Annotated in this window: 17 protein-coding genes and 1 tRNA gene; 17 read left to right on the top strand and 1 reads right to left on the bottom strand. The window is 63.3% G+C overall.

Features of this window, described 5'->3' with window-relative positions; genetic code table 11:
* Positions 1-130: 130 nt before the first annotated feature.
* The 6 genes from ACP153_RS14150 (at position 131) to ACP153_RS14125 (ending at position 5,932) form a co-directional block, all read left to right on the top strand.
* The gene (locus ACP153_RS14150) at positions 131-1,561 is read left to right on the top strand and encodes a cryptochrome/photolyase family protein (RefSeq protein ID WP_424971654.1); all 1,431 of its coding nucleotides are present in this window, start codon (positions 131-133) and stop codon (positions 1,559-1,561) included.
* Positions 1,562-1,658: 97 nt separating this feature from the next.
* Positions 1,659-2,903, top strand: a complete 1,245-nt coding sequence (locus ACP153_RS14145; RefSeq protein ID WP_424971653.1) for a class I SAM-dependent methyltransferase — start codon at positions 1,659-1,661, stop codon at positions 2,901-2,903.
* A 19-nt stretch (positions 2,904-2,922) separates the two neighbouring features.
* Positions 2,923-3,363 carry a TrgA family protein gene (locus ACP153_RS14140; RefSeq protein ID WP_424971652.1) on the top strand — a complete coding sequence of 147 codons (441 nt, stop codon included), beginning with the start codon at positions 2,923-2,925 and terminating at the stop codon, positions 3,361-3,363.
* Between the two features lie 13 nt (positions 3,364-3,376).
* Positions 3,377-4,507: a gamma-glutamylcyclotransferase gene (locus tag ACP153_RS14135; protein WP_424971651.1), complete on the top strand. Its 1,131-nt coding sequence runs from the start codon at positions 3,377-3,379 to the stop codon at positions 4,505-4,507.
* 76 nt (positions 4,508-4,583) lie between these two features.
* A complete protein-coding gene (locus ACP153_RS14130; RefSeq protein WP_424971650.1) occupies positions 4,584-5,621 on the top strand; it encodes a cysteine synthase A in 1,038 nt (345 codons plus the stop codon).
* A gap of 221 nt (positions 5,622-5,842) precedes the next feature.
* Positions 5,843-5,932, top strand: a tRNA-Ser gene (locus ACP153_RS14125).
* Positions 5,933-6,329: 397 nt separating this feature from the next.
* Here ACP153_RS14125 and ACP153_RS14120 read toward each other — a convergent pair.
* Entirely contained in the window at positions 6,330-7,001 is a 672-nt protein-coding gene (locus tag ACP153_RS14120) for a GntR family transcriptional regulator (protein ID WP_424971649.1), read from the bottom strand.
* 105 nt (positions 7,002-7,106) lie between these two features.
* Here ACP153_RS14120 and ACP153_RS14115 point away from each other — a divergent pair, with 105 nt between their 5' ends.
* From ACP153_RS14115 to ACP153_RS14065, 11 genes are all read left to right on the top strand, one after another.
* Complete coding sequence (locus ACP153_RS14115) at positions 7,107-7,976, top strand: SMP-30/gluconolactonase/LRE family protein (RefSeq protein ID WP_424971648.1); 870 nt, start codon at positions 7,107-7,109, stop codon at positions 7,974-7,976.
* A 24-nt stretch (positions 7,977-8,000) separates the two neighbouring features.
* Positions 8,001-9,035: a sugar ABC transporter substrate-binding protein gene (locus ACP153_RS14110; RefSeq protein ID WP_424971647.1), complete on the top strand. Its 1,035-nt coding sequence runs from the start codon at positions 8,001-8,003 to the stop codon at positions 9,033-9,035.
* A 77-nt stretch (positions 9,036-9,112) separates the two neighbouring features.
* On the top strand, positions 9,113-10,642 hold the full coding sequence (locus ACP153_RS14105; protein WP_424971646.1) for a sugar ABC transporter ATP-binding protein: 1,530 nt from the start codon (positions 9,113-9,115) through the stop codon (positions 10,640-10,642).
* On the top strand, positions 10,639-11,640 hold the full coding sequence (locus tag ACP153_RS14100; RefSeq protein ID WP_424971645.1) for an ABC transporter permease: 1,002 nt from the start codon (positions 10,639-10,641) through the stop codon (positions 11,638-11,640). Before ACP153_RS14105 ends, ACP153_RS14100 begins: the two co-directional genes overlap by 4 nt.
* A 1-nt stretch (position 11,641) precedes the next feature.
* Entirely contained in the window at positions 11,642-12,430 is a 789-nt protein-coding gene (locus tag ACP153_RS14095) for an SDR family NAD(P)-dependent oxidoreductase (RefSeq protein ID WP_424971644.1), read from the top strand.
* 26 nt (positions 12,431-12,456) lie between these two features.
* Positions 12,457-12,951, top strand: coding sequence for a lactoylglutathione lyase family protein (locus ACP153_RS14090; protein ID WP_424971643.1), 495 nt, complete (start codon positions 12,457-12,459; stop codon positions 12,949-12,951).
* On the top strand, positions 12,944-13,975 hold the full coding sequence (locus ACP153_RS14085) for a C-terminal binding protein (protein WP_424971642.1): 1,032 nt from the start codon (positions 12,944-12,946) through the stop codon (positions 13,973-13,975). Before ACP153_RS14090 ends, ACP153_RS14085 begins: the two co-directional genes overlap by 8 nt.
* 12 nt (positions 13,976-13,987) lie before the next feature.
* Positions 13,988-14,677: an RraA family protein gene (locus ACP153_RS14080; RefSeq protein ID WP_424971641.1), complete on the top strand. Its 690-nt coding sequence runs from the start codon at positions 13,988-13,990 to the stop codon at positions 14,675-14,677.
* Positions 14,658-15,578 carry a 2-dehydro-3-deoxygalactonokinase gene (locus tag ACP153_RS14075; protein ID WP_424971640.1) on the top strand — a complete coding sequence of 307 codons (921 nt, stop codon included), beginning with the start codon at positions 14,658-14,660 and terminating at the stop codon, positions 15,576-15,578. Before ACP153_RS14080 ends, ACP153_RS14075 begins: the two co-directional genes overlap by 20 nt.
* Positions 15,575-16,210 (top strand): 2-dehydro-3-deoxy-6-phosphogalactonate aldolase, encoded by a 636-nt coding sequence (locus ACP153_RS14070; protein WP_424971639.1) that lies wholly within the window; start codon positions 15,575-15,577, stop codon positions 16,208-16,210. Before ACP153_RS14075 ends, ACP153_RS14070 begins: the two co-directional genes overlap by 4 nt.
* Positions 16,207-16,908, top strand: coding sequence for an SDR family NAD(P)-dependent oxidoreductase (locus ACP153_RS14065; protein WP_424971638.1), 702 nt, complete (start codon positions 16,207-16,209; stop codon positions 16,906-16,908). The genes ACP153_RS14070 and ACP153_RS14065 overlap by 4 nt, the downstream gene beginning before the upstream one ends.
* Positions 16,909-16,912: the final 4 nt, after the last annotated feature.

Raw genomic sequence — 16,912 nt, 5'->3', positions numbered from 1 at the left:
TTTTGTGAAGCATTTGCGCGGTGGTGCCGATCTGCGCCGGACCGCCGCGACGCTCCCTGCACTCCAATGCTTGACCTGCGATCCCGGCGCGCCATGTCACGCTCAAGCGGAGACGCGCGTGAGGGTTGAGATGAGCGAGACGGACAAGAGGGCACCGGTCCTGTGGTGGGTGCGCCGGGATTTGCGGCTGTCGGACAATGCCGCGCTGGTGGCGGTCTGCGCCTCGGGTGCGCCGGTTATCCCTGTCTTCATCTGCGACGATCTGCACGACGGCCTCGGCGCGGCGCCGAAATGGCGCTTTGGCCTCGGCATTGCAGCGCTGCAGGCGCGGCTGCGCGAGATGGGATCGGAGCTGATCCTGCGCCGGGGACCCGCGCTTGAGGCGCTTCGCACCCTGATCGCCGAGACCGGGGCGCGCGCCGTGCATTGGAGCCGTGCCTATGATCCGGATCAGGTTGCCCGGGACACGGGCGTCAAATCCGGGTTGAAGGCCGATGGCATCGAGGCCCAGAGCCATGCGGGGCATCTTCTGATCGAGCCTTGGACGGTCGAGACCGGCACGGGCGGGTTCTACAAGGTCTATACGCCTTTCTGGAAATCCGTGCGGACCCGCGAGATGCCCGCGCCCCTGCCGCAGCCCGCCGCCATCCCCGCGCCGACTGCGTGGCCTGCCTCGGATCCGCTAGAGGATTGGGCGCTCGGCGCGGCCATGAACCGGGGCGCGGCCATCGTGGAGCCCCATCTCGCCGTGGGCGAGGACGCGGCGCAGGCCCGGCTCGAGGCCTTTATCGCGCAGCGCGTGGCGGCCTATGACACGGATCGGGACATTCCCGGGGTTCCGGGCACCTCGCGCCTGTCGGAGAACCTGACCTATGGCGAGATCAGCCCGGCCACCTGCTGGGCCGCGGGCCGGCGCGCCATGGAGGAGGGGAAGGCCGGGGCCGAGACCTTCCTCAAGGAGCTGGTCTGGCGCGAGTTTGCCTATCACCTCCTATGGCACACGCCGCGCCTGCTCGACAGCAATTGGCGCGAGGAATGGGACGACTTTCCATGGCGCGAAGACAATGCCGACGCGGAGGCCTGGCGCCAGGGCCGCACGGGCATTCGCTTTGTCGATGCGGCCATGCGCGAGATGTATGTCACGGGCACCATGCACAATCGCGGGCGGATGATCGTGGCCTCGTATCTGACCAAGCATCTGATGACCCATTGGCGGGTCGGTCAGGCCTGGTTCGATGACTGCCTCGTGGATTGGGACCCGGCGGCCAATGCCATGGGTTGGCAATGGGCGGCGGGCTCGGGTCCGGACGCGGCACCCTATTTCCGGATCTTCAACCCGGACACCCAGCTCGACAAGTTTGACCGGGACCAGAGCTATCAGCGTCGCTTCATCGCCGAAGGGCAGGGGAGCCCGGGCGACACCGCGCTCTCCTACTTCGAAGCCATTCCCCGCGCCTGGGGCCTCTCGCCTGATCAGCCCTATCCGAGCCCGATTGTTTCGCTGGAGGCGGGCCGAAAGCGCGCGCTCGAGGCTTATCAGGCCCGCCGGGCCGCCGCATAATTGACACCATTGGTGTAAACCCCCTACGACAAGAGAGCACGTCCTTGAATCGGGGGCGTTTTTGACTGCCCCGCTCGGGCCATAGCCGAGGACCTAAATGACACTGCTTGCTGGAACCAAAGGCGCTGCCGACACGATCCTGACCAGCCCCAAGGGGCAATCCAATCTGCCCCGGTATTTTCAGGCTGCGTTCGACACTGCCGCAAAGATCGAGCATGGGCGCCTGGATTTCATCCTCGCCGATGGGCGGCGGTTCCGGGTCGAGGGCGCGCATCCGGGTCCCGTGGCCGAGCTGGTGATCCATAATGACGACGTGTTCGGCCGGCTGATCCGCGAGGGCGAGCTCGGCTTCTGCGACGCCTATCTCGATGGCTGGTGGAGCACGCCGGATCTGCAGGCCTTCATGGATCTGATCAGCGCCGATAACGAGGCGCTCTTTGACGGCTATACGGGCTTTGCCGTGGTGCGCGCGGTGGAGAAGCTGCGCTTCTGGCTGCAATCCAACAGCAAGAAACAGGCCAAGAAGAACATCTCGGCCCACTACGATCTGGGCAACGAGTTCTACGGGCTCTGGCTCGACGATACGATGACCTATTCTTCGGCCATGTTCGAGACGGGTCAGGAGAGCACCGAGGCCGCCCAGCAGCGCAAATACGCCTCCATGGTCGACGAGATGGGCGCGGCCCCGGGCGACCATGTGCTGGAGATTGGCTGCGGCTGGGGCGGGTTCGCGGAATACGCCGCCAAGGAGCGCGGGCTCAAGGTCACGGGCCTCACCATCAGCCAGGCGCAATATGACTACGCGGTGGCGCGGATCGCCAAGGCGGGCCTATCGGATCAGGTCGAGATCAAGCTGCAGGATTATCGCGACGAGCGCGGGCTCTATGACGGGATTGCCTCCATCGAGATGTTCGAGGCCGTGGGCGAGAAATATTGGCCGGTCTACTTCGACACCCTGCGCGATCGGTTGCGCCCGGGTCGCCACGCGACGCTCCAGATCATCACCGTCAAGGATGCGAAATTCGAGACCTATCGCAAGGGCGTGGATTTCATCCAGAAATACATCTTCCCGGGCGGCATGCTCCCTGGTCCGACCGTGCTGCGCGATCAGGTGCGGCGCGCGGGGCTCGAAGTGAAACGCTCTATCGAGTTCGGCGAAAGCTACAGCCAGACCCTGCGCCGCTGGCACGAAACCTTCAACGAGCGCTGGGACGATGTCTCGTCTTTGGGCTTTGATGACAGATTTCGCCGCATGTGGAACTTTTATCTGACATCTTGTGCTGCCACCTTCCATTACGGGAACTGCGATGTGACGCAGATCACCGTGACCAAACCGGGGTGAGGGCAGACAAGAGGGCGTCATGCCGACAGGCGCAAAACTGATCGGGGCAATCATTTTCGGACTGACCGGTGCGCTGGCGGCGTGGATCGGGATCCCGGGCCTGCCGGACGGGCGGCAGGCTGGGGCGCTCTTGCCGCTCGCGACCTTGTCGGGCATCTGGTTCGGCTGGCGGATGGCGGGCACTCAGGTCGGCGGCACCCTGCGACAGGCGCTGACGCTTTCGGTGCGGACTGTCTCGATGATGCTGGCGGCGACGCTCTTTCTGATCGCGGGCGAAGAGGCCTATCAACGCTCCATCAAGCTGCGCTATGACGGGCCCATCGAGGCGGTGACGGATGTGGCGAACCTGATGCTCTATTTCGGTCAGATGGCCATACAGGGGCCGGTGCTGACGGTGCTGGCCTTGGGGATTGTCACGGGCGCGGTCTTTGTCCGCTGGGCTGGCTACACGTTTGAATAAGGCATTTGATGGCATGACGCGCCTCTTTGTGTTCGGCACCCTGCGCGATCCGGCGCTGCTGGAGCTGGTTCTGGACCGCGTGGCCGAGACCCGCGCGGCGGCGCTGCCCGGGGCGGCGGTCTTTCAGGCTGAGGGACATGATTTTCCGATCTGTTTGCCCGCAGGGCCTGAGGACCGAGCCGAGGGGCTGGTGATCGAGGGGCTGTCGGAGGGGGACCTCTCCCGGCTGGATTTCTATGAGCTGGGCTTTGGCTATGCCCGCGAGACGGCAGAGGTCGTCCTGGAGGATGGCAGCAGGGTGATGGCCGCGCTTTACCGTCCCGATGGGCCAAGCCTTGCCCCTGGCGGTGCGTGGGATCTGGCAGCCTGGCAAGACCGCTACGGTCCGATCACCCGAGAGACAGCCGTTGAGGCCATGAGCTATCATGGCAGCCTCAGCCCGGCGGAGATGGCTGCGCTCTGGCCCGTGATGGAGGCGCGCGCCCAGTCCCGGATCGCCGCGCGGGAACGTCCCGCGCCCCGGCGCGCCGGACTGCCGGACCCGGCGCAGATCCGCACCGAACGGATGGAGATCGGCTATAACGGTTTTTTTCGCCTCGAAGAGCACCATCTCAGCTATCCCAGCTTCAATGGCGGGCAGAGCCCGGTTGTCAGCCGGGTGGCCTTTGTGTCGGTCGATGCGGTGACGCTGCTGCCCTATGACCCGCTGCGCGACCGGGTGCTGCTGGTCGACCAGTTTCGCGTCGGCCCCCATGTGCGCGGCGATGCCCAGCCCTGGACGCTGGAGGCCGTGGCGGGCCGTGTCGATGGTGGCGAGACCTGGGAGGAAGCCGTTCACCGCGAAGCGCGGGAGGAGGCGGGGCTGACCCTCTGGCATCTGGAGCATATCGGCTCCTACTACCCGTCGCCCGGGGCGGTGACCGAATACCTCGCCTCTTACATCGGGCTCACGGATTTACCGGACAGTGCGGCGGGGCTCTTTGGCGTGGCCGCCGAGGCCGAGGATATCCGGGCGCTCTTGGTGGAGTTCGACGATCTCATGGCGATGACACGGGACGGTCGGATCCAGAACGGACCGCTCATGATCTCGGCCCTGCGACTGGCGGCGGATCGCGAGATGCTGCGCGCGGTGCCGCGCCCGTGACCGCCCTGTGCGCGAGGCCTTGAGGTCCGCCCGGCCCGGGCGTATCACTCGAACACCGCGCGAAAGGGAGATCGCCATGCAGACCTACAAGGACCTTGCGGAGGCCATTGGCCACACACCGCTGATCCGGCTGAACGCCGCCAGTGAGGCGACCGGTTGCGAGATCCTGGGCAAGGCGGAATTCCTCAACCCGGGCCAGTCCGTCAAGGATCGCGCAGCACTCTATATCATTCGCGATGCGGTGGCGCGGGGCGCGCTGCAGCCGGGTGGGACGATCGTCGAGGGGACGGCGGGCAATACCGGGATCGGGCTCGCGCTGGTCGGGGCCTCCATGGGGTTCAAGACCGTAATCGTCATCCCCGAGACCCAGTCCGAGGAAAAGAAGGAGATGCTGCGTCTGGCCGGTGCCGAATTGGTACAGGTGCCCGCAGCGCCCTATCGCAACCCCAATAACTATGTGCACTACTCGCGCCGTCTGGCCGAGCAGCTGGCCAAGACCGAGCCCAATGGCGCGGTTTGGGCGAACCAGTTCGACAACACGGCCAACCGGCAGGCCCATGTGGAGACCACGGGCCCCGAGATCTGGGAGCAGACCGGCGGCAAGGTCGACGGGTTCATCTGTGCGGCAGGCTCCGGCGGGACCGTTGCGGGCGTAGGCATGGCGCTCCAGCCCAAGGGCGTGAAGGTCGGGCTCGCGGATCCCGATGGCGCAGCACTCTATCACTACTATGCCCATGGCGCGCTGAAGGCCGAGGGCTCGTCGATCTCGGAAGGGATCGGGCAGGGGCGGATCACCGCCAATCTCGAAGGCTTCACGCCGGATTTCACCTATAACGTCCCGGATGCCGAGGCGCTGCCGCTGGTGTTTGACTTGCTGCGCGAAGAGGGGATCTGCCTCGGCGGGTCCTCGGGCATCAACATCGCGGGCGCGATCCGTATGGCCAAGGATATGGGGCCGGGCCACACGATCGTGACCATCCTGTGCGACTACGGCACGCGGTATCAGTCCAAGCTCTATAATCCTGATTTCCTGCGCGAGAAGGGCTTGCCCGTGCCGGAATGGCTCGACACCACCCCGCGTGGGCTGCCCTCGGTCTTCGAAGAGGTTTCCTGAGGGCTGAAGGGGGCGGCATCGTTCAAGAACGATGCCGCGGACCCGCGTCGCTCGCAGCTTTTGGGCAAGGGACATGCCCGGTTTCTCAGTTCCAGGCGCGGCATCGCAGGGCAGGGCGTGGCAACAGGGCCGCACCATGCGACACCCGCGACAGGATGGCCCAAAACACCCCACTTCTGCCCTTGCAACCGCCCCGGCTTTGGCGCTAAGACGCCCCTCACGGAGAGGTGGCCGAGTGGTCGAAGGCGCACGCCTGGAAAGTGTGTAGGCGGGAAACCGTCTCCAGGGTTCGAATCCCTGTCTCTCCGCCACTACCCCAATCTGTACAGCATCAATCGATTAGAGCGTGTCTTCGTTTCCGTCGGTTTTCCTCCCTGTCACGCGCTTTACCTCACAGGGTGGCGAGACGTTCGGCGTGTGTCTGTGTTTTGCGGGCAGTTGACGCAGTAGTTGGTGATGGCTTTCGGCCCTGGGCGGCACGGGGATGGGGCTGTGTTGTACTTGGTCGTCGATCCCTCCGGCGCGCCGCCTTGGGTTGTGCGCATGAAGGTGAAAGACTAGCAAAACGGCAAACGGCAAACGGCTCCCTTGCGGACCGATTTCGGCTTGGGTCGCTCGTTGGCCATGAGGCTCACAAAGAGCCATGCTCGATTTGCAGGGCCGCGCCAAGATCTTGTGGGATGAGATTCCCGAGAACCCAAAGCTAGATCAGACGTGAGCCGTTCCTTCGAGGACAATCATCGCGCTGCTATAAGCCTGACGCGTTCGGTCAATGTGCTGCTCGAGAAGTTCCCGGATCACACGCATCTCGCCATCGCGAACCGCTCTGGCAAGGCCGACATGCTCCTCATAGGAGAGGTCCGTGTGCTGGGGCAGTTTCGCGAGATGCGTGCGCAAGGCCGCAATCTTGCCCACATAGCGCGTATAGCTCGCGGTCAGATAGTCATTCCCCGCATGCTCAAAGATCAGGTGGTGGAACGTCGTGTCGAGCTCGAGATAGCGCCGCTCGTTCTGCGAGGTTCGTGTGGACTTCATCTCGTCAACGACAGCGGCCATGTCCTTTGCCAGCCCCTCCGGGCTGCGCTTCAGTGCAAGTTCAAAGGCGGCGGTCTCGATCGCCTGACGGAAGTCGCAGATCTGGGTCACCTCCGCTTCGGAGAGCGTGAACACGCGCGCGCCCTTCTGGGGTTCGATGCTGACCAGGCCCTCATCCCTCAGCTGCGCCAAAGCCTCCCGGACCGGTGACTTCGACACACCGAGCTCTTCTGAGATTCGCCGTTCTGAGAGCACCTGACCCATCTTGAGCGTGCCGTCGACGATACTGTTGCGTAGGTGCTCCAAGGCCAACTCACGCAGGGATTTTGGTCTCTCCAGGGCCATGATCATTCCTCCCAAAATTCCTCTTGCAAGAAAAACGATATCTGATACACCAGAATAAGCAAGCTGGAATATCAGATATCAGATTTGCGTTGGGAGGACGGTAAAATGCTTGCAGAGCGCGTTGTTGCCTGCCGGAATCAGCACGGAGAAGGGATCTTCTGGGACCCGGCCGAAGGTCTGGTCCGCTGGACAGACATCGAAGGCCGCGCGCTCTGGGCCTATGATCCTGCCGACGATGTTTCCGCAATGATGCCCATGCGGGATCGGGTGTGCTGCTTCGCACCCCGCCGCCAAGGCGGGCTGATCGTCGCCTATGCCGACCGCGTCGCCTTGTTTGATCCGGAAAGCGGATCCGAGGAGCTGATCCATAGGTTCGAGCCCGAGAACCCCGACACCCGTCTCAATGACGGGCGTACGGATAGGGCAGGGCGCTTCGTCTTGGGGGGCATGAACGAGGTGACGGGCAAGCCCGACTCTTCGGTCATCTCGATTGGTCCGGATCTGTCGGTCAGGACATTGATCGAGGGCGTTTCATGCGCCAATTCCACCTGCTTCTCGCCGGATGGGGCCACGATGTATTTCACCGACACCCCGGACCGCGAGATCCTGGCCTTCGACTATGACGCCGAGGGCGGCAACCTGTCGAACCGGCGTGTTCATGCCGATTTCACCTCAGAGCCCGGTCTGCCTGATGGATCCTGCGTGGATGCGGAGGGCGGGGTCTGGAACGCAGAGTGGGAGGGCCGCCGCGTGGTGCGCATCGCACCCGATGGCGAGATCGACGCGATCATCGAGGTGCCGGTCTGGAAGCCCACCTGTTGCGCGTTCGGCGGACCCGATCTGGACACGCTGTTCATCACCACATCGCGGCTCATGAGCGATGAGGATGTTCTCAGGAAAGAACCGGATTCCGGCGGCCTCTTCGCCGTCAAACCCGGCATTCACGGCGTCATGGATGCGCCATTCAACGGATAGACAACAGATCTCAGGAGGAGAAACATGCGAAATTCCGTAGTCAAGATGACCTGTGCCGCGAGCTTTGCGGTGTTGGCGAGTGTGGCCTTGGCCGAAGACTATCCGACACCGGTGGCGCTGGCCGAAGGGGCCCAGGCGCCGATCGATGCGATCACGCCGGTCAACGAGACCTTTCGCATCGCCTACATGCCCCCGGCGACGGAGTTCAACTACTACATCGCCATTGGTGAGGGCATCAAAACCGTCGCCGCAGAGGCTGGCGTGGACGTTTTCATGCTCGCCCCGCAATCGGGTGCCGACATCAACGGTCAGATGGGCATGATCCAGGACGTGCTGACCCAGGATGTGGATGCGATCATCTTTGGCACCCATGACGAGTTCGCGGCGGCACCGCTCCTGAAGCGGGCCGTGGACAAGGGCATGGCGGTCCTGATGATCAACTCCGACATTCCGAATTTCCCCACGCCGATCCATGGCGTTGTCGGCTATTCCCAGCGCAACGGCACGCATAAGCTCGCCGATTGGGCGATCGAGACCTATGGCGCCGATCCGCTCCGGGTGGGCATCATCGAAGGCCAGCCCGGCTATCACTCCACCGAACGGGTCGGTGGGTTCCTCGACGGGATCAAGGGCAACGAGAACTTCGATGTCGTCGTCTCGATTGATGGCAAATGGAATGTCGAAGGCGGAAACACCGCAGGCATGGACATCCTGCAGGCGCATCCGGATCTCGACATGATCTTTGCAGCCAATGACTACATGATCATCGGAGCCTCCTATGCCGCCAAGGCGCTGGGCCGCTCGGACATCGTGCTGCTCGGCAATGATGGCGACACCTCGGGGCTCGAAGAGATTGCGGCGGGCAATGTCACCGCGACGGTCAACACCTCGCCCTTCCTGATGGGCAAGGCCGCGATGCACGCCACACTCGACGCGCTTGAGGGCACCTATCCCGGCGGCTGGATCGAGACGCCCACATCCATCGAGGATGAGCAGGGGGCCATCTCGGTTCTGCAAGAGCCCGAGAAGCTCTTCCCGCAGCCCTCGAAAGACTACTGAGGTCCTCCCCGGGGTTCGGGGGCGCGCTCTGCGCTGTCGGACCCCTCCCTTCCCATCGACAAGCAGCAGGTGACGATATGGCGAAGCAAGCGCAGACGCCTCTCTGGGAATTCGTCGATATCTCGAAGTCCTATCCAGGGGTTCTGGCGAATGACAAAGTGTGCATCAAGCTTATGCCCGGATCGATCCATGGGCTCTTGGGGGAGAATGGCTGCGGCAAGTCGACCATGATCAAGACCCTGTCGGGTGTGCAGCAGCCCGATAGCGGCAAGATCCTCTACAATGGCAGTCCGGTGACGATCTCCGATCCGCAGGCAGCCCGAGACTTCGGCGTCGCGACCGTGTTTCAGGAGTTTTCCATCGTGCCCACCTTATCCGTGGGCGAGAATATCTATCTCGGGAACATGCCCCGGTCCCGCTTGGGCGTCATCGACTGGCAGAAGGTGCATGCCGATGCCGCCGCCGTTCTGGCCGATATGGATGTCGATATCCCGACAGAGGCGATCACGGGGAGCCTGTCCGTCGGCGAGCAGCAGCTTGTCGAGATCGCCAAGGCCGTGGCGATCAATGCCAAGATGATCATTCTCGACGAACCGACCGCAGCGTTGGGCGAGGATGAAATCGAGCGCCTGCATGACCTTTTGCGGGCGATGCGCCGGCGTGGGACCGCGATCCTTTATGTGTCGCATCGGCTTGATGAGGTAGAGCGGATCGTCGATGAGGTCACGATCCTGCGCAATGGCCGCGTCGTGCGGGCCAGCGGCGAGACCGAGATCAATGTCGCGCAGATTGTCAGCGCCATGGTGGGCGAAGACATTGGCGAGCATTACCCCAAGGAGCAGAATGCCACTCGGGACGTGGTGTTCGAGGCCCGCGATATCGCGACAGGGGCGGGCGTCTCGGAGACCTCCTTCTCGCTCTGCAAGGGCGAGGTTCTGGGGCTCGGCGGTGTGCTGGGATCAGGGCGGACCGAGATCGCGCGCGCGATCTTTGGCAGCGATGAACTCACCGCGGGTGAGCTTGTCCTGAATGGTGCACCTGTCGCGTTCCGCAACGAAATCGATGCCATTCAGGCCGGGATCGCGCTGGTGCCCGAGAACCGCAAGTTCGACGGTCTCTTCTTCAATTTCCGCGCCAGCGGCAACATCACCTCGGCGGCACTCGGCACGCTGTCACGGTTCGGGGTTCTGGACCTCAAGGCCGAAGAGCAGGCGACCCGAGATCTGATCCGTGACCTCGAGATTTCGACCCAGGCGGAGGAGAAGACCGTCAACTTCCTCTCCGGGGGCAACCAGCAGAAGATCGTGATCGCCCGCTGGCTCTTCTCGGATGCGCAGATCCTGATCCTGGACGAGCCGACCCAAGGAATTGATATCGGAGCGAAAATCGCCGTTTACAAGCTCATCAACAAGCTGACCCGTGCGGGGAAGTCGGTCATCCTGATCAGCTCTGACCATGATGAGTTGCTCGCGATGAGTGACCGGATCGCTGTTGTTCAGCACGGCACGATCCGGCGCATTCTGCCGGCCTCGGAGCTGAGCCACGATGATCTCGTGCGTGCCTCCGCCGATCCCGTCGACATTGTGAAAGAGGAGGCTTTCGCGTGAAACGCGTTTTTGACACCCAACTCATTGGTCCCTTTGCGGCCATGGTCATTGTCGCGGTGATTGTCGCCTTGACGACCGACCGTTTTCTGAACCCCGGCAACTTGTCTAACCTGTTTCTTCAGGTCAGCATCGTGGCGCTGATCGCGATCGGGGCGACGGTGGTGATCTTTGCCGCCGGGATCGACCTGTCAGCGGGCTCCATGGTGGCGCTTCTGACGATGATCCTGGCGCAGATGCTCAAGTTCATGGGCATTCCGCTGGCTCTGGCGCTCCCCCTGATCCTGGTCGTGGGGGGGATCTTCGGGCTGATCCTGGGGCTGATCACGGCCTATGGACGCATCCCGTCCTTCATCACGACGCTCGCGGCGCTGATCGCTTTGCGGGGGCTGGCCCTGACCTTCAACAACGGCTCGCCGATCTTCTCGCTGAACCCCGCGCTGGAGCCGATTTTCTACGGCAAGGTCGCCGGCATCCCGCTGCCCTTCTTCTACCTGCTGTTCTTCTATGGGCTCGCGGCCTTCACCATGAACTTCACCAAGCTCGGGCGGGAGATCTACGCGGTTGGCGGCAATCCTGCAGCCGCCGTCCTGACAGGCATCAACGTCAAGAAGGTCCAGACGATCACCTTCGTGGTGGCCGGGTTCATGACGGCCGTGGGCGCGATCCTGATGTCGGCCCGGCTGAATTCCGGCTCACCCAATTACGGACAGACGCTGGAGCTTCAGGCCATCGCAGCCGCTGTGGTCGGCGGAGCGAGCCTCGCAGGCGGGCGCGGCAACATCCTCGCCACCTTCATGGGCGCGATGACCATCGTCATCGTCCAGAACGGGCTCAACCTGAATGCGGCCCCGTCTTCGGTCCAGAACATCGTGCTGGGGCTCATCATTCTCATGGCCGTGGGCATCGACATGTGGCGGGCCGAGATCTCGTCGCTGATGGCACGGGTGTTTGGCCGAACCAAAGGCGCCGCGAGCGCGCCGAAACGCAAGGAGGCCTGACATGGATCTGGGGCTGAAAGACAAACTCGTTCTGGTCACCGGATCCGGTTCGGGGATCGGCAAGGCAGCCGCTCAGGCCTATCTCGAAGAAGGCGCGCGCGTTGTGGTCCACGGGCTGACCAACGAAGAGGTCACAGCCTGCGTCGCAGGTCTGTCACCCCTGGGAGATGTCACCGGCAGAGCGGCGGATCTGACCAAGCCGGAGGAGGCAGACGCGCTTGTGGCCTTCGCGCAGGATCAGGGCGATGTCGATATCCTCGTGAACAATGTGGGCATCTTCTCGGTCAAGCCGTTTGCCGAGCTCAGCGATGCCGACTGGATGCGGTATTTCGATATCAACGTGATGTCCGCCGTGCGGATGAGCCGCGCCCTCCTGCCAGAGATGTTGGAGCGGGGCGAGGGCTCGATCATCAACATGGCCAGCGAGGCTGGTGTGAAGCCGCTGCCGCAGATGGTGCATTACTCGGTGACCAAGACCGCGATGCTGGGCCTGACCCGCGGCATGGCCGAGCTGACCAAGGGCACGCGCGTCCGCGTGAACTCGATCCTCCCGGGGCCCACCTGGACCGAAGGGGTCGAGGCGTATTTCGACGGGCTCGCCGAGCAAAAGGGCGCGCCTTTGACCGAAATTGTCGATGGATACTTTCAGTCGGACGAGCCCACCTCTCTGATCCAGCGCTTTGTCCAACCGGAGGAGGTGGCCCGGATGATCGTCACGATCTCCGCCAGCACCGCATCGAACGGGGCCGCGCACCGGATCGAGGGCGGCATCGTCCGCAGCATTCTCTGACACATCTGACCCCATAGGAGCCAACCATGGTCGCACTCACTTTCTCTCATATCGGCATCACTGTTCCCGACCTTGAAAAGGCCGTCGAGTTCTATGCCAAGGGCTTCGGGATGTATGTCATCATGGGCCCCACCGAGATCCAGCATGACGAAAGCGCCATCGGCCAGATGTGCGATGACGTCTTCGGCGAGGGGTGGGGCTCGTTCCGGATTGCCCATCTGTCCCTTGGCGATGGGGTGGGGATCGAGCTCTTCGAGTTCCCGAACACGATCGAGGAAGAGCGCCCCTTCGAATACTGGCGCCGGGGCCTGTTCCACTTCTGCGTTCAGGACGAAAACCTCGAGGAGCGGGTGAAGATCCTGGAAAGCCTGGGCGGACGGCAGCGGATGCAGCAGGTCCGCAGGTACTATCCGGACGAGAAGCCCTACCGCATGGTCTATATGGAAGACCCGTTCGGCAATGTGTTCGAGCTCTACAGTCACTCCTATGAACTGACCTATTCGGCGGGTGCCTATGTCTGAGTGGCCGACATTCACCCCCCGCACAGATCGTCCGAAAGTTGTCATCACCGACTATGATTTCGGGGATGTCAGCGTCGAGCAGAAGATCCTGGAGGCGGCTGGCGCCGAGGTGATCGCGCTCCAAGCCAAGAGCGAGACCGACCTCTCGGAGGTCGCGCCCACATGCGCGGCCATGATGAACCAGTATGCCCGGATCGGAAAAGATACCATCTCCTGCATGCGCAACTGTGAGGTCATCGCCCGCTACGGTGTAGGGGTCGATATCGTGGATGTGGAGGCCGCGACCGAGCGGGGCATCCTCGTGACCAACGTGCAGGATTACTGCACCGAGGAGGTGGCGGATCACGCCATTTCCCTCTGGTTGACCCTGTCGCGCAAGCTGCCGGAATATGATCGGGCGACCCATGCGGGTGTCTGGAAATGGCAAAGCGGCCAGCCGGTCTTCCGGCTGCGCGGACGGACCATGGGCGTCGTCTCCTATGGCAAGATCGGTCAGGCGATCGCCGTGCGCGCGAAGGCGTTTGGCGTCGAGGTTATCGCCTATGATCCGTTCCTGCCTGCGGAGGTTGCCGCGTCTCAGGGGGTCGAGCTGGTCTCCAAGGCCGATCTGTTGGCGCGGTCGGACTACATTCTCATGCAAGCACCCATGACGCCGGACACACGGCATTTCCTGTCGGATGCGGAATTCGCCGCGATGAAACCCGGCGCGATCCTGGTGAATACGGGCCGCGGTCCGACGGTGGACAACAAGGCGCTCTACCGGGCCTTGACCGATGGCCATCTCGCGGCAGCAGGTCTTGATGATCCCGAAGAAGAGCCGGCCAAGCGGGCCAATTGGACACCCGCCGACAACCCGATCTTCACCCTGCCCAATGTGCTCGTGACGCCGCACGCGGCCTACTATTCCGAAGAATCCATCCGCGCGGCACGTGTCACTGCCGCCACGCAGGTGGCCAAGGTCCTGACGGGGCAGCCACCCGATTACACAGTCAATGCCATGGCATTGGCCGAACAACTCGCATAGCAGGAGACGCCCATGCCAGACGTGAGCACAGACCTCAGGGTCTTCAATGATTTTCAGCGCAATCCCGAGCTCTTGAAGAAGTTCGACAAGGTGCTGGAGGCCTATTCAGCCGCCGCCATCTTCGCGGATGTGCAGTATCGGACCGGTGTCATGGACAGTGCCATCAAGCCTGCCTTCCGCGCCAAGGTGACAGGGCAGGCCGTGACTGTGCAACTGTCCAAGGGTGATCTCGTCGACCCGTTGCGGGCGCTGGAGATGGGGCAACCCGGCGATGTCATCGTGGTGGATGCCGGAGGCGATCAGCAAACTTCGGTCTGTGGTGGGCTCATGGGCGGGCTGGCCAAGAACCGCGGCATTCGCGGCATGATCGTGGATGGCACGGGCCGGGATACGGATGAGCTGGAAGACATCAACTGGCCGATCTGGACCAAGGCGATCACCCCGCGCGGCACCCACACGATGTTCTCCGAGCGCAAGGAGGAGCTGTCGATCAACGTGCCCATAGCCTGTGGCGGCGTGGTTGTGAAACCGGGTGATTTCATCGTGGCCGACCTCATGGGGGTCGTGGTCATCCCGCTGGAGATTGCCGAGGAAACGGTGCGTCTGGCGCAAGAGCAGGCGGATCGCGAGGAGGCGACGCGGGAATGGGTCGCGCAGGGCAAAACGGTCGAGGATCTCCTGAATGAATTCGGCCGCATCTGAACCCGCGCTGATCGGCATCGATTGGGGCACCTCGTCCCTGCGGGCGTTTCTGATTGGCGCGCAGGGCGAAGTGCTGGACAAGGTCTCCTCTGCTGAGGGGATCATGCATGTCAAGGATGGCGACTTCGAAGCTGTCTTTCGCAAGCTGATCGCGGTCTGGGGGGCAAATGCGAAGGTCCCGGTTCTGGCCTCTGGCATGATCACCAGCCGCAATGGTTGGGTCGAGACGCCCTATGCCCAGGTTCCTCTGGGCGCCGGGGATCTGGCACGCGCTCTGGTGCCGCATCCGACCTCTTGCGGCATGGATCTGCGCTTCATCACCGGGGTGACAACGGATCACGCGGCGGGCCCGGATGTGATGCGCGGCGAAGAGACCCAGATCATCGGGGCGCAGGCGCTGGGCATGTCCGATGGCACTTTCGTCATGCCGGGCACCCACAGCAAATGGATCCGCGTGGCGGATGACCGGATCGAGGATTATGCGACCTACATGACCGGCGAGATCTTCGCCGCTCTGAAAGGCCACACGATCCTCGGGACCCTGATCGAAGATGGTCCTTATGACGCCGAGGGGTTTTCCCGCGGCGTTGCGGCGGGCCTCGATAAAGGGTCCAGCCTGCTCCATGACCTGTTTCACGTGCGGACATTGCCGCTCATGGGGCGGATGGAGAGCCGGTCCGTGGCGGACTTCCTGTCGGGCCTGCTGATCGGGGCAGAGGTCAAGGCGGCGCAGGACAGAGGTGATGCGACGGCCGCTGTCACAATCATCGGGCGGAGCGATCTGGCCGACCGGTATGAGACCGCCCTGACCGCTGCGGGGCTGCATAGCACCCGTGCTCCGGATGACATCGTCGCCTCGGGGCATTTCCTGATCGCGCAAGCAGCCGGACTAATTTCATGATGACACTTCCGGATGCGCTGGCCGCGTCGCCCTTGATCGCGATCTTGCGCGGCCTTGAGCCTGCGCGGGCTGCCGAGACGGCGGAGGTTCTGGTCGAGGCGGGGTTTCGCGCCATCGAGGTGCCGCTCAATTCCCCGTCAGCCTTGGTCTCGATCGAGCGGATCTCGCAGCGCGTGGGGGGCAAGGCCCTGATCGGGGCGGGCACCGTTCTGACCGCGGCAGAGATGCATTCGGTTGCCGATGCCGGGGGGCGCATCATCGTTGCGCCCAATATGAACCCCGCACTCGGGGCTGCAACGGTGGCACGTGGGCTGGCGTGGTGCCCCGGTGTCATGACGCCGAGCGAGGCGTTTGCCGCGCTCGAGATCGGGGCGGGGGTTCTGAAGCTGTTCCCGGCTGAAATGATCCCGCCCAAGGTGGTCGCGGCCCTGCGCGCCGTGCTGCCACGCGAGGCTCTCGTTGCAGCCGTCGGCGGCATAACCCCGGACGGTATGGCGGCCTACCGCGATGCAGGGTGCGATGCGTTCGGGCTTGGCTCGGCGCTGTTCAAGCCGAGCTATTCGCGCAAAGATATCGCCGAGCGCGCAAAACGATTTGTCGCCATGTCCGCGGAGCTGAGACCCAGGCAATGAAAACAGCAGTTGTTACCGGCGGGACGCGGGGGATTGGGGCAGGGGTCGCCAAGGCCCTCGTCGATGCGGGTTGGCGCGTTTTGGCGGCTTCCGCGTCCGAGGCCGAGCGCGCGGCGTTCGAGCCGACGGCGGGGATCGAGCTTGTGGATCTCGACGTGACAAAAGACGCCTCCGTATCCGCCGTGTTCGAGGGGCTGGACCGGTTGGACGGTCTTGTGAACTGTGCGGGTATCCTGCGGCGCGGTGAGGAATACGATATCGACGTGTTTCGCCAAGTGCTGGAAGTGAACCTGACGGGCACAATGCGCTGTTGCCTTGCCGCACATGATCTGCTCGCGCGGTCCAAAGGGGCAATCGTCAACACGGCCTCCATGCTCAGCACCTTCGGGGGACCGCTTGTGCCGGCCTATTCCGCCTCCAAGGGCGGTGTCGCGCAGCTGACAAAGGCGCTCGCCGGGGGCTGGGCGGATGACGGCATTCGCGTCAATGCCATCGCACCGGGCTGGATCGAAACCGAGATGACCCAGGGCTTGCGGGACGACCCCACCCGCACGGACGGCATCATGGCGCGGACCCCGCTCAAACGATGGGGAAAGACATCCGAGGTCGGCGTGCTCGCCCGCTGGCTTCTGAGTGACGAGGCCAGCTTCGTGACCGGCGCGATCTATCCCGTCGATGGCGGCTATCTGGCGATGTGAGGAG

The sequence above is a fragment of the Dinoroseobacter sp. S76 genome (assembly GCF_049801095.1).
GTDB lineage: Bacteria > Pseudomonadota > Alphaproteobacteria > Rhodobacterales > Rhodobacteraceae > Dinoroseobacter.
This window is presented reverse-complemented; position numbering and strand designations above follow the sequence as displayed.

What these genes read in the sequence shown, in the direction of transcription:
- ACP153_RS14150 (WP_424971654.1), top strand. Translation starts at nt 131, where the DNA reads ATGAGCGAGACGGACAAGAGGGCACCGGTCCTGTGGTGGGTGCGCCGG.
- ACP153_RS14145 (WP_424971653.1), top strand. Translation starts at nt 1,659, where the DNA reads ATGACACTGCTTGCTGGAACCAAAGGCGCTGCCGACACGATCCTGACC.
- ACP153_RS14140 (WP_424971652.1), top strand. Translation starts at nt 2,923, where the DNA reads ATGCCGACAGGCGCAAAACTGATCGGGGCAATCATTTTCGGACTGACC.
- ACP153_RS14135 (WP_424971651.1), top strand. Translation starts at nt 3,377, where the DNA reads ATGACGCGCCTCTTTGTGTTCGGCACCCTGCGCGATCCGGCGCTGCTG.
- ACP153_RS14130 (WP_424971650.1), top strand. Translation starts at nt 4,584, where the DNA reads ATGCAGACCTACAAGGACCTTGCGGAGGCCATTGGCCACACACCGCTG.
- ACP153_RS14120 (WP_424971649.1), bottom strand. Translation starts at nt 7,001, where the DNA reads ATGGCCCTGGAGAGACCAAAATCCCTGCGTGAGTTGGCCTTGGAGCAC.
- ACP153_RS14115 (WP_424971648.1), top strand. Translation starts at nt 7,107, where the DNA reads ATGCTTGCAGAGCGCGTTGTTGCCTGCCGGAATCAGCACGGAGAAGGG.
- ACP153_RS14110 (WP_424971647.1), top strand. Translation starts at nt 8,001, where the DNA reads ATGCGAAATTCCGTAGTCAAGATGACCTGTGCCGCGAGCTTTGCGGTG.
- ACP153_RS14105 (WP_424971646.1), top strand. Translation starts at nt 9,113, where the DNA reads ATGGCGAAGCAAGCGCAGACGCCTCTCTGGGAATTCGTCGATATCTCG.
- ACP153_RS14095 (WP_424971644.1), top strand. Translation starts at nt 11,642, where the DNA reads ATGGATCTGGGGCTGAAAGACAAACTCGTTCTGGTCACCGGATCCGGT.
- ACP153_RS14090 (WP_424971643.1), top strand. Translation starts at nt 12,457, where the DNA reads ATGGTCGCACTCACTTTCTCTCATATCGGCATCACTGTTCCCGACCTT.
- ACP153_RS14085 (WP_424971642.1), top strand. Translation starts at nt 12,944, where the DNA reads ATGTCTGAGTGGCCGACATTCACCCCCCGCACAGATCGTCCGAAAGTT.
- ACP153_RS14080 (WP_424971641.1), top strand. Translation starts at nt 13,988, where the DNA reads ATGCCAGACGTGAGCACAGACCTCAGGGTCTTCAATGATTTTCAGCGC.
- ACP153_RS14075 (WP_424971640.1), top strand. Translation starts at nt 14,658, where the DNA reads ATGAATTCGGCCGCATCTGAACCCGCGCTGATCGGCATCGATTGGGGC.
- ACP153_RS14070 (WP_424971639.1), top strand. Translation starts at nt 15,575, where the DNA reads ATGATGACACTTCCGGATGCGCTGGCCGCGTCGCCCTTGATCGCGATC.
- ACP153_RS14065 (WP_424971638.1), top strand. Translation starts at nt 16,207, where the DNA reads ATGAAAACAGCAGTTGTTACCGGCGGGACGCGGGGGATTGGGGCAGGG.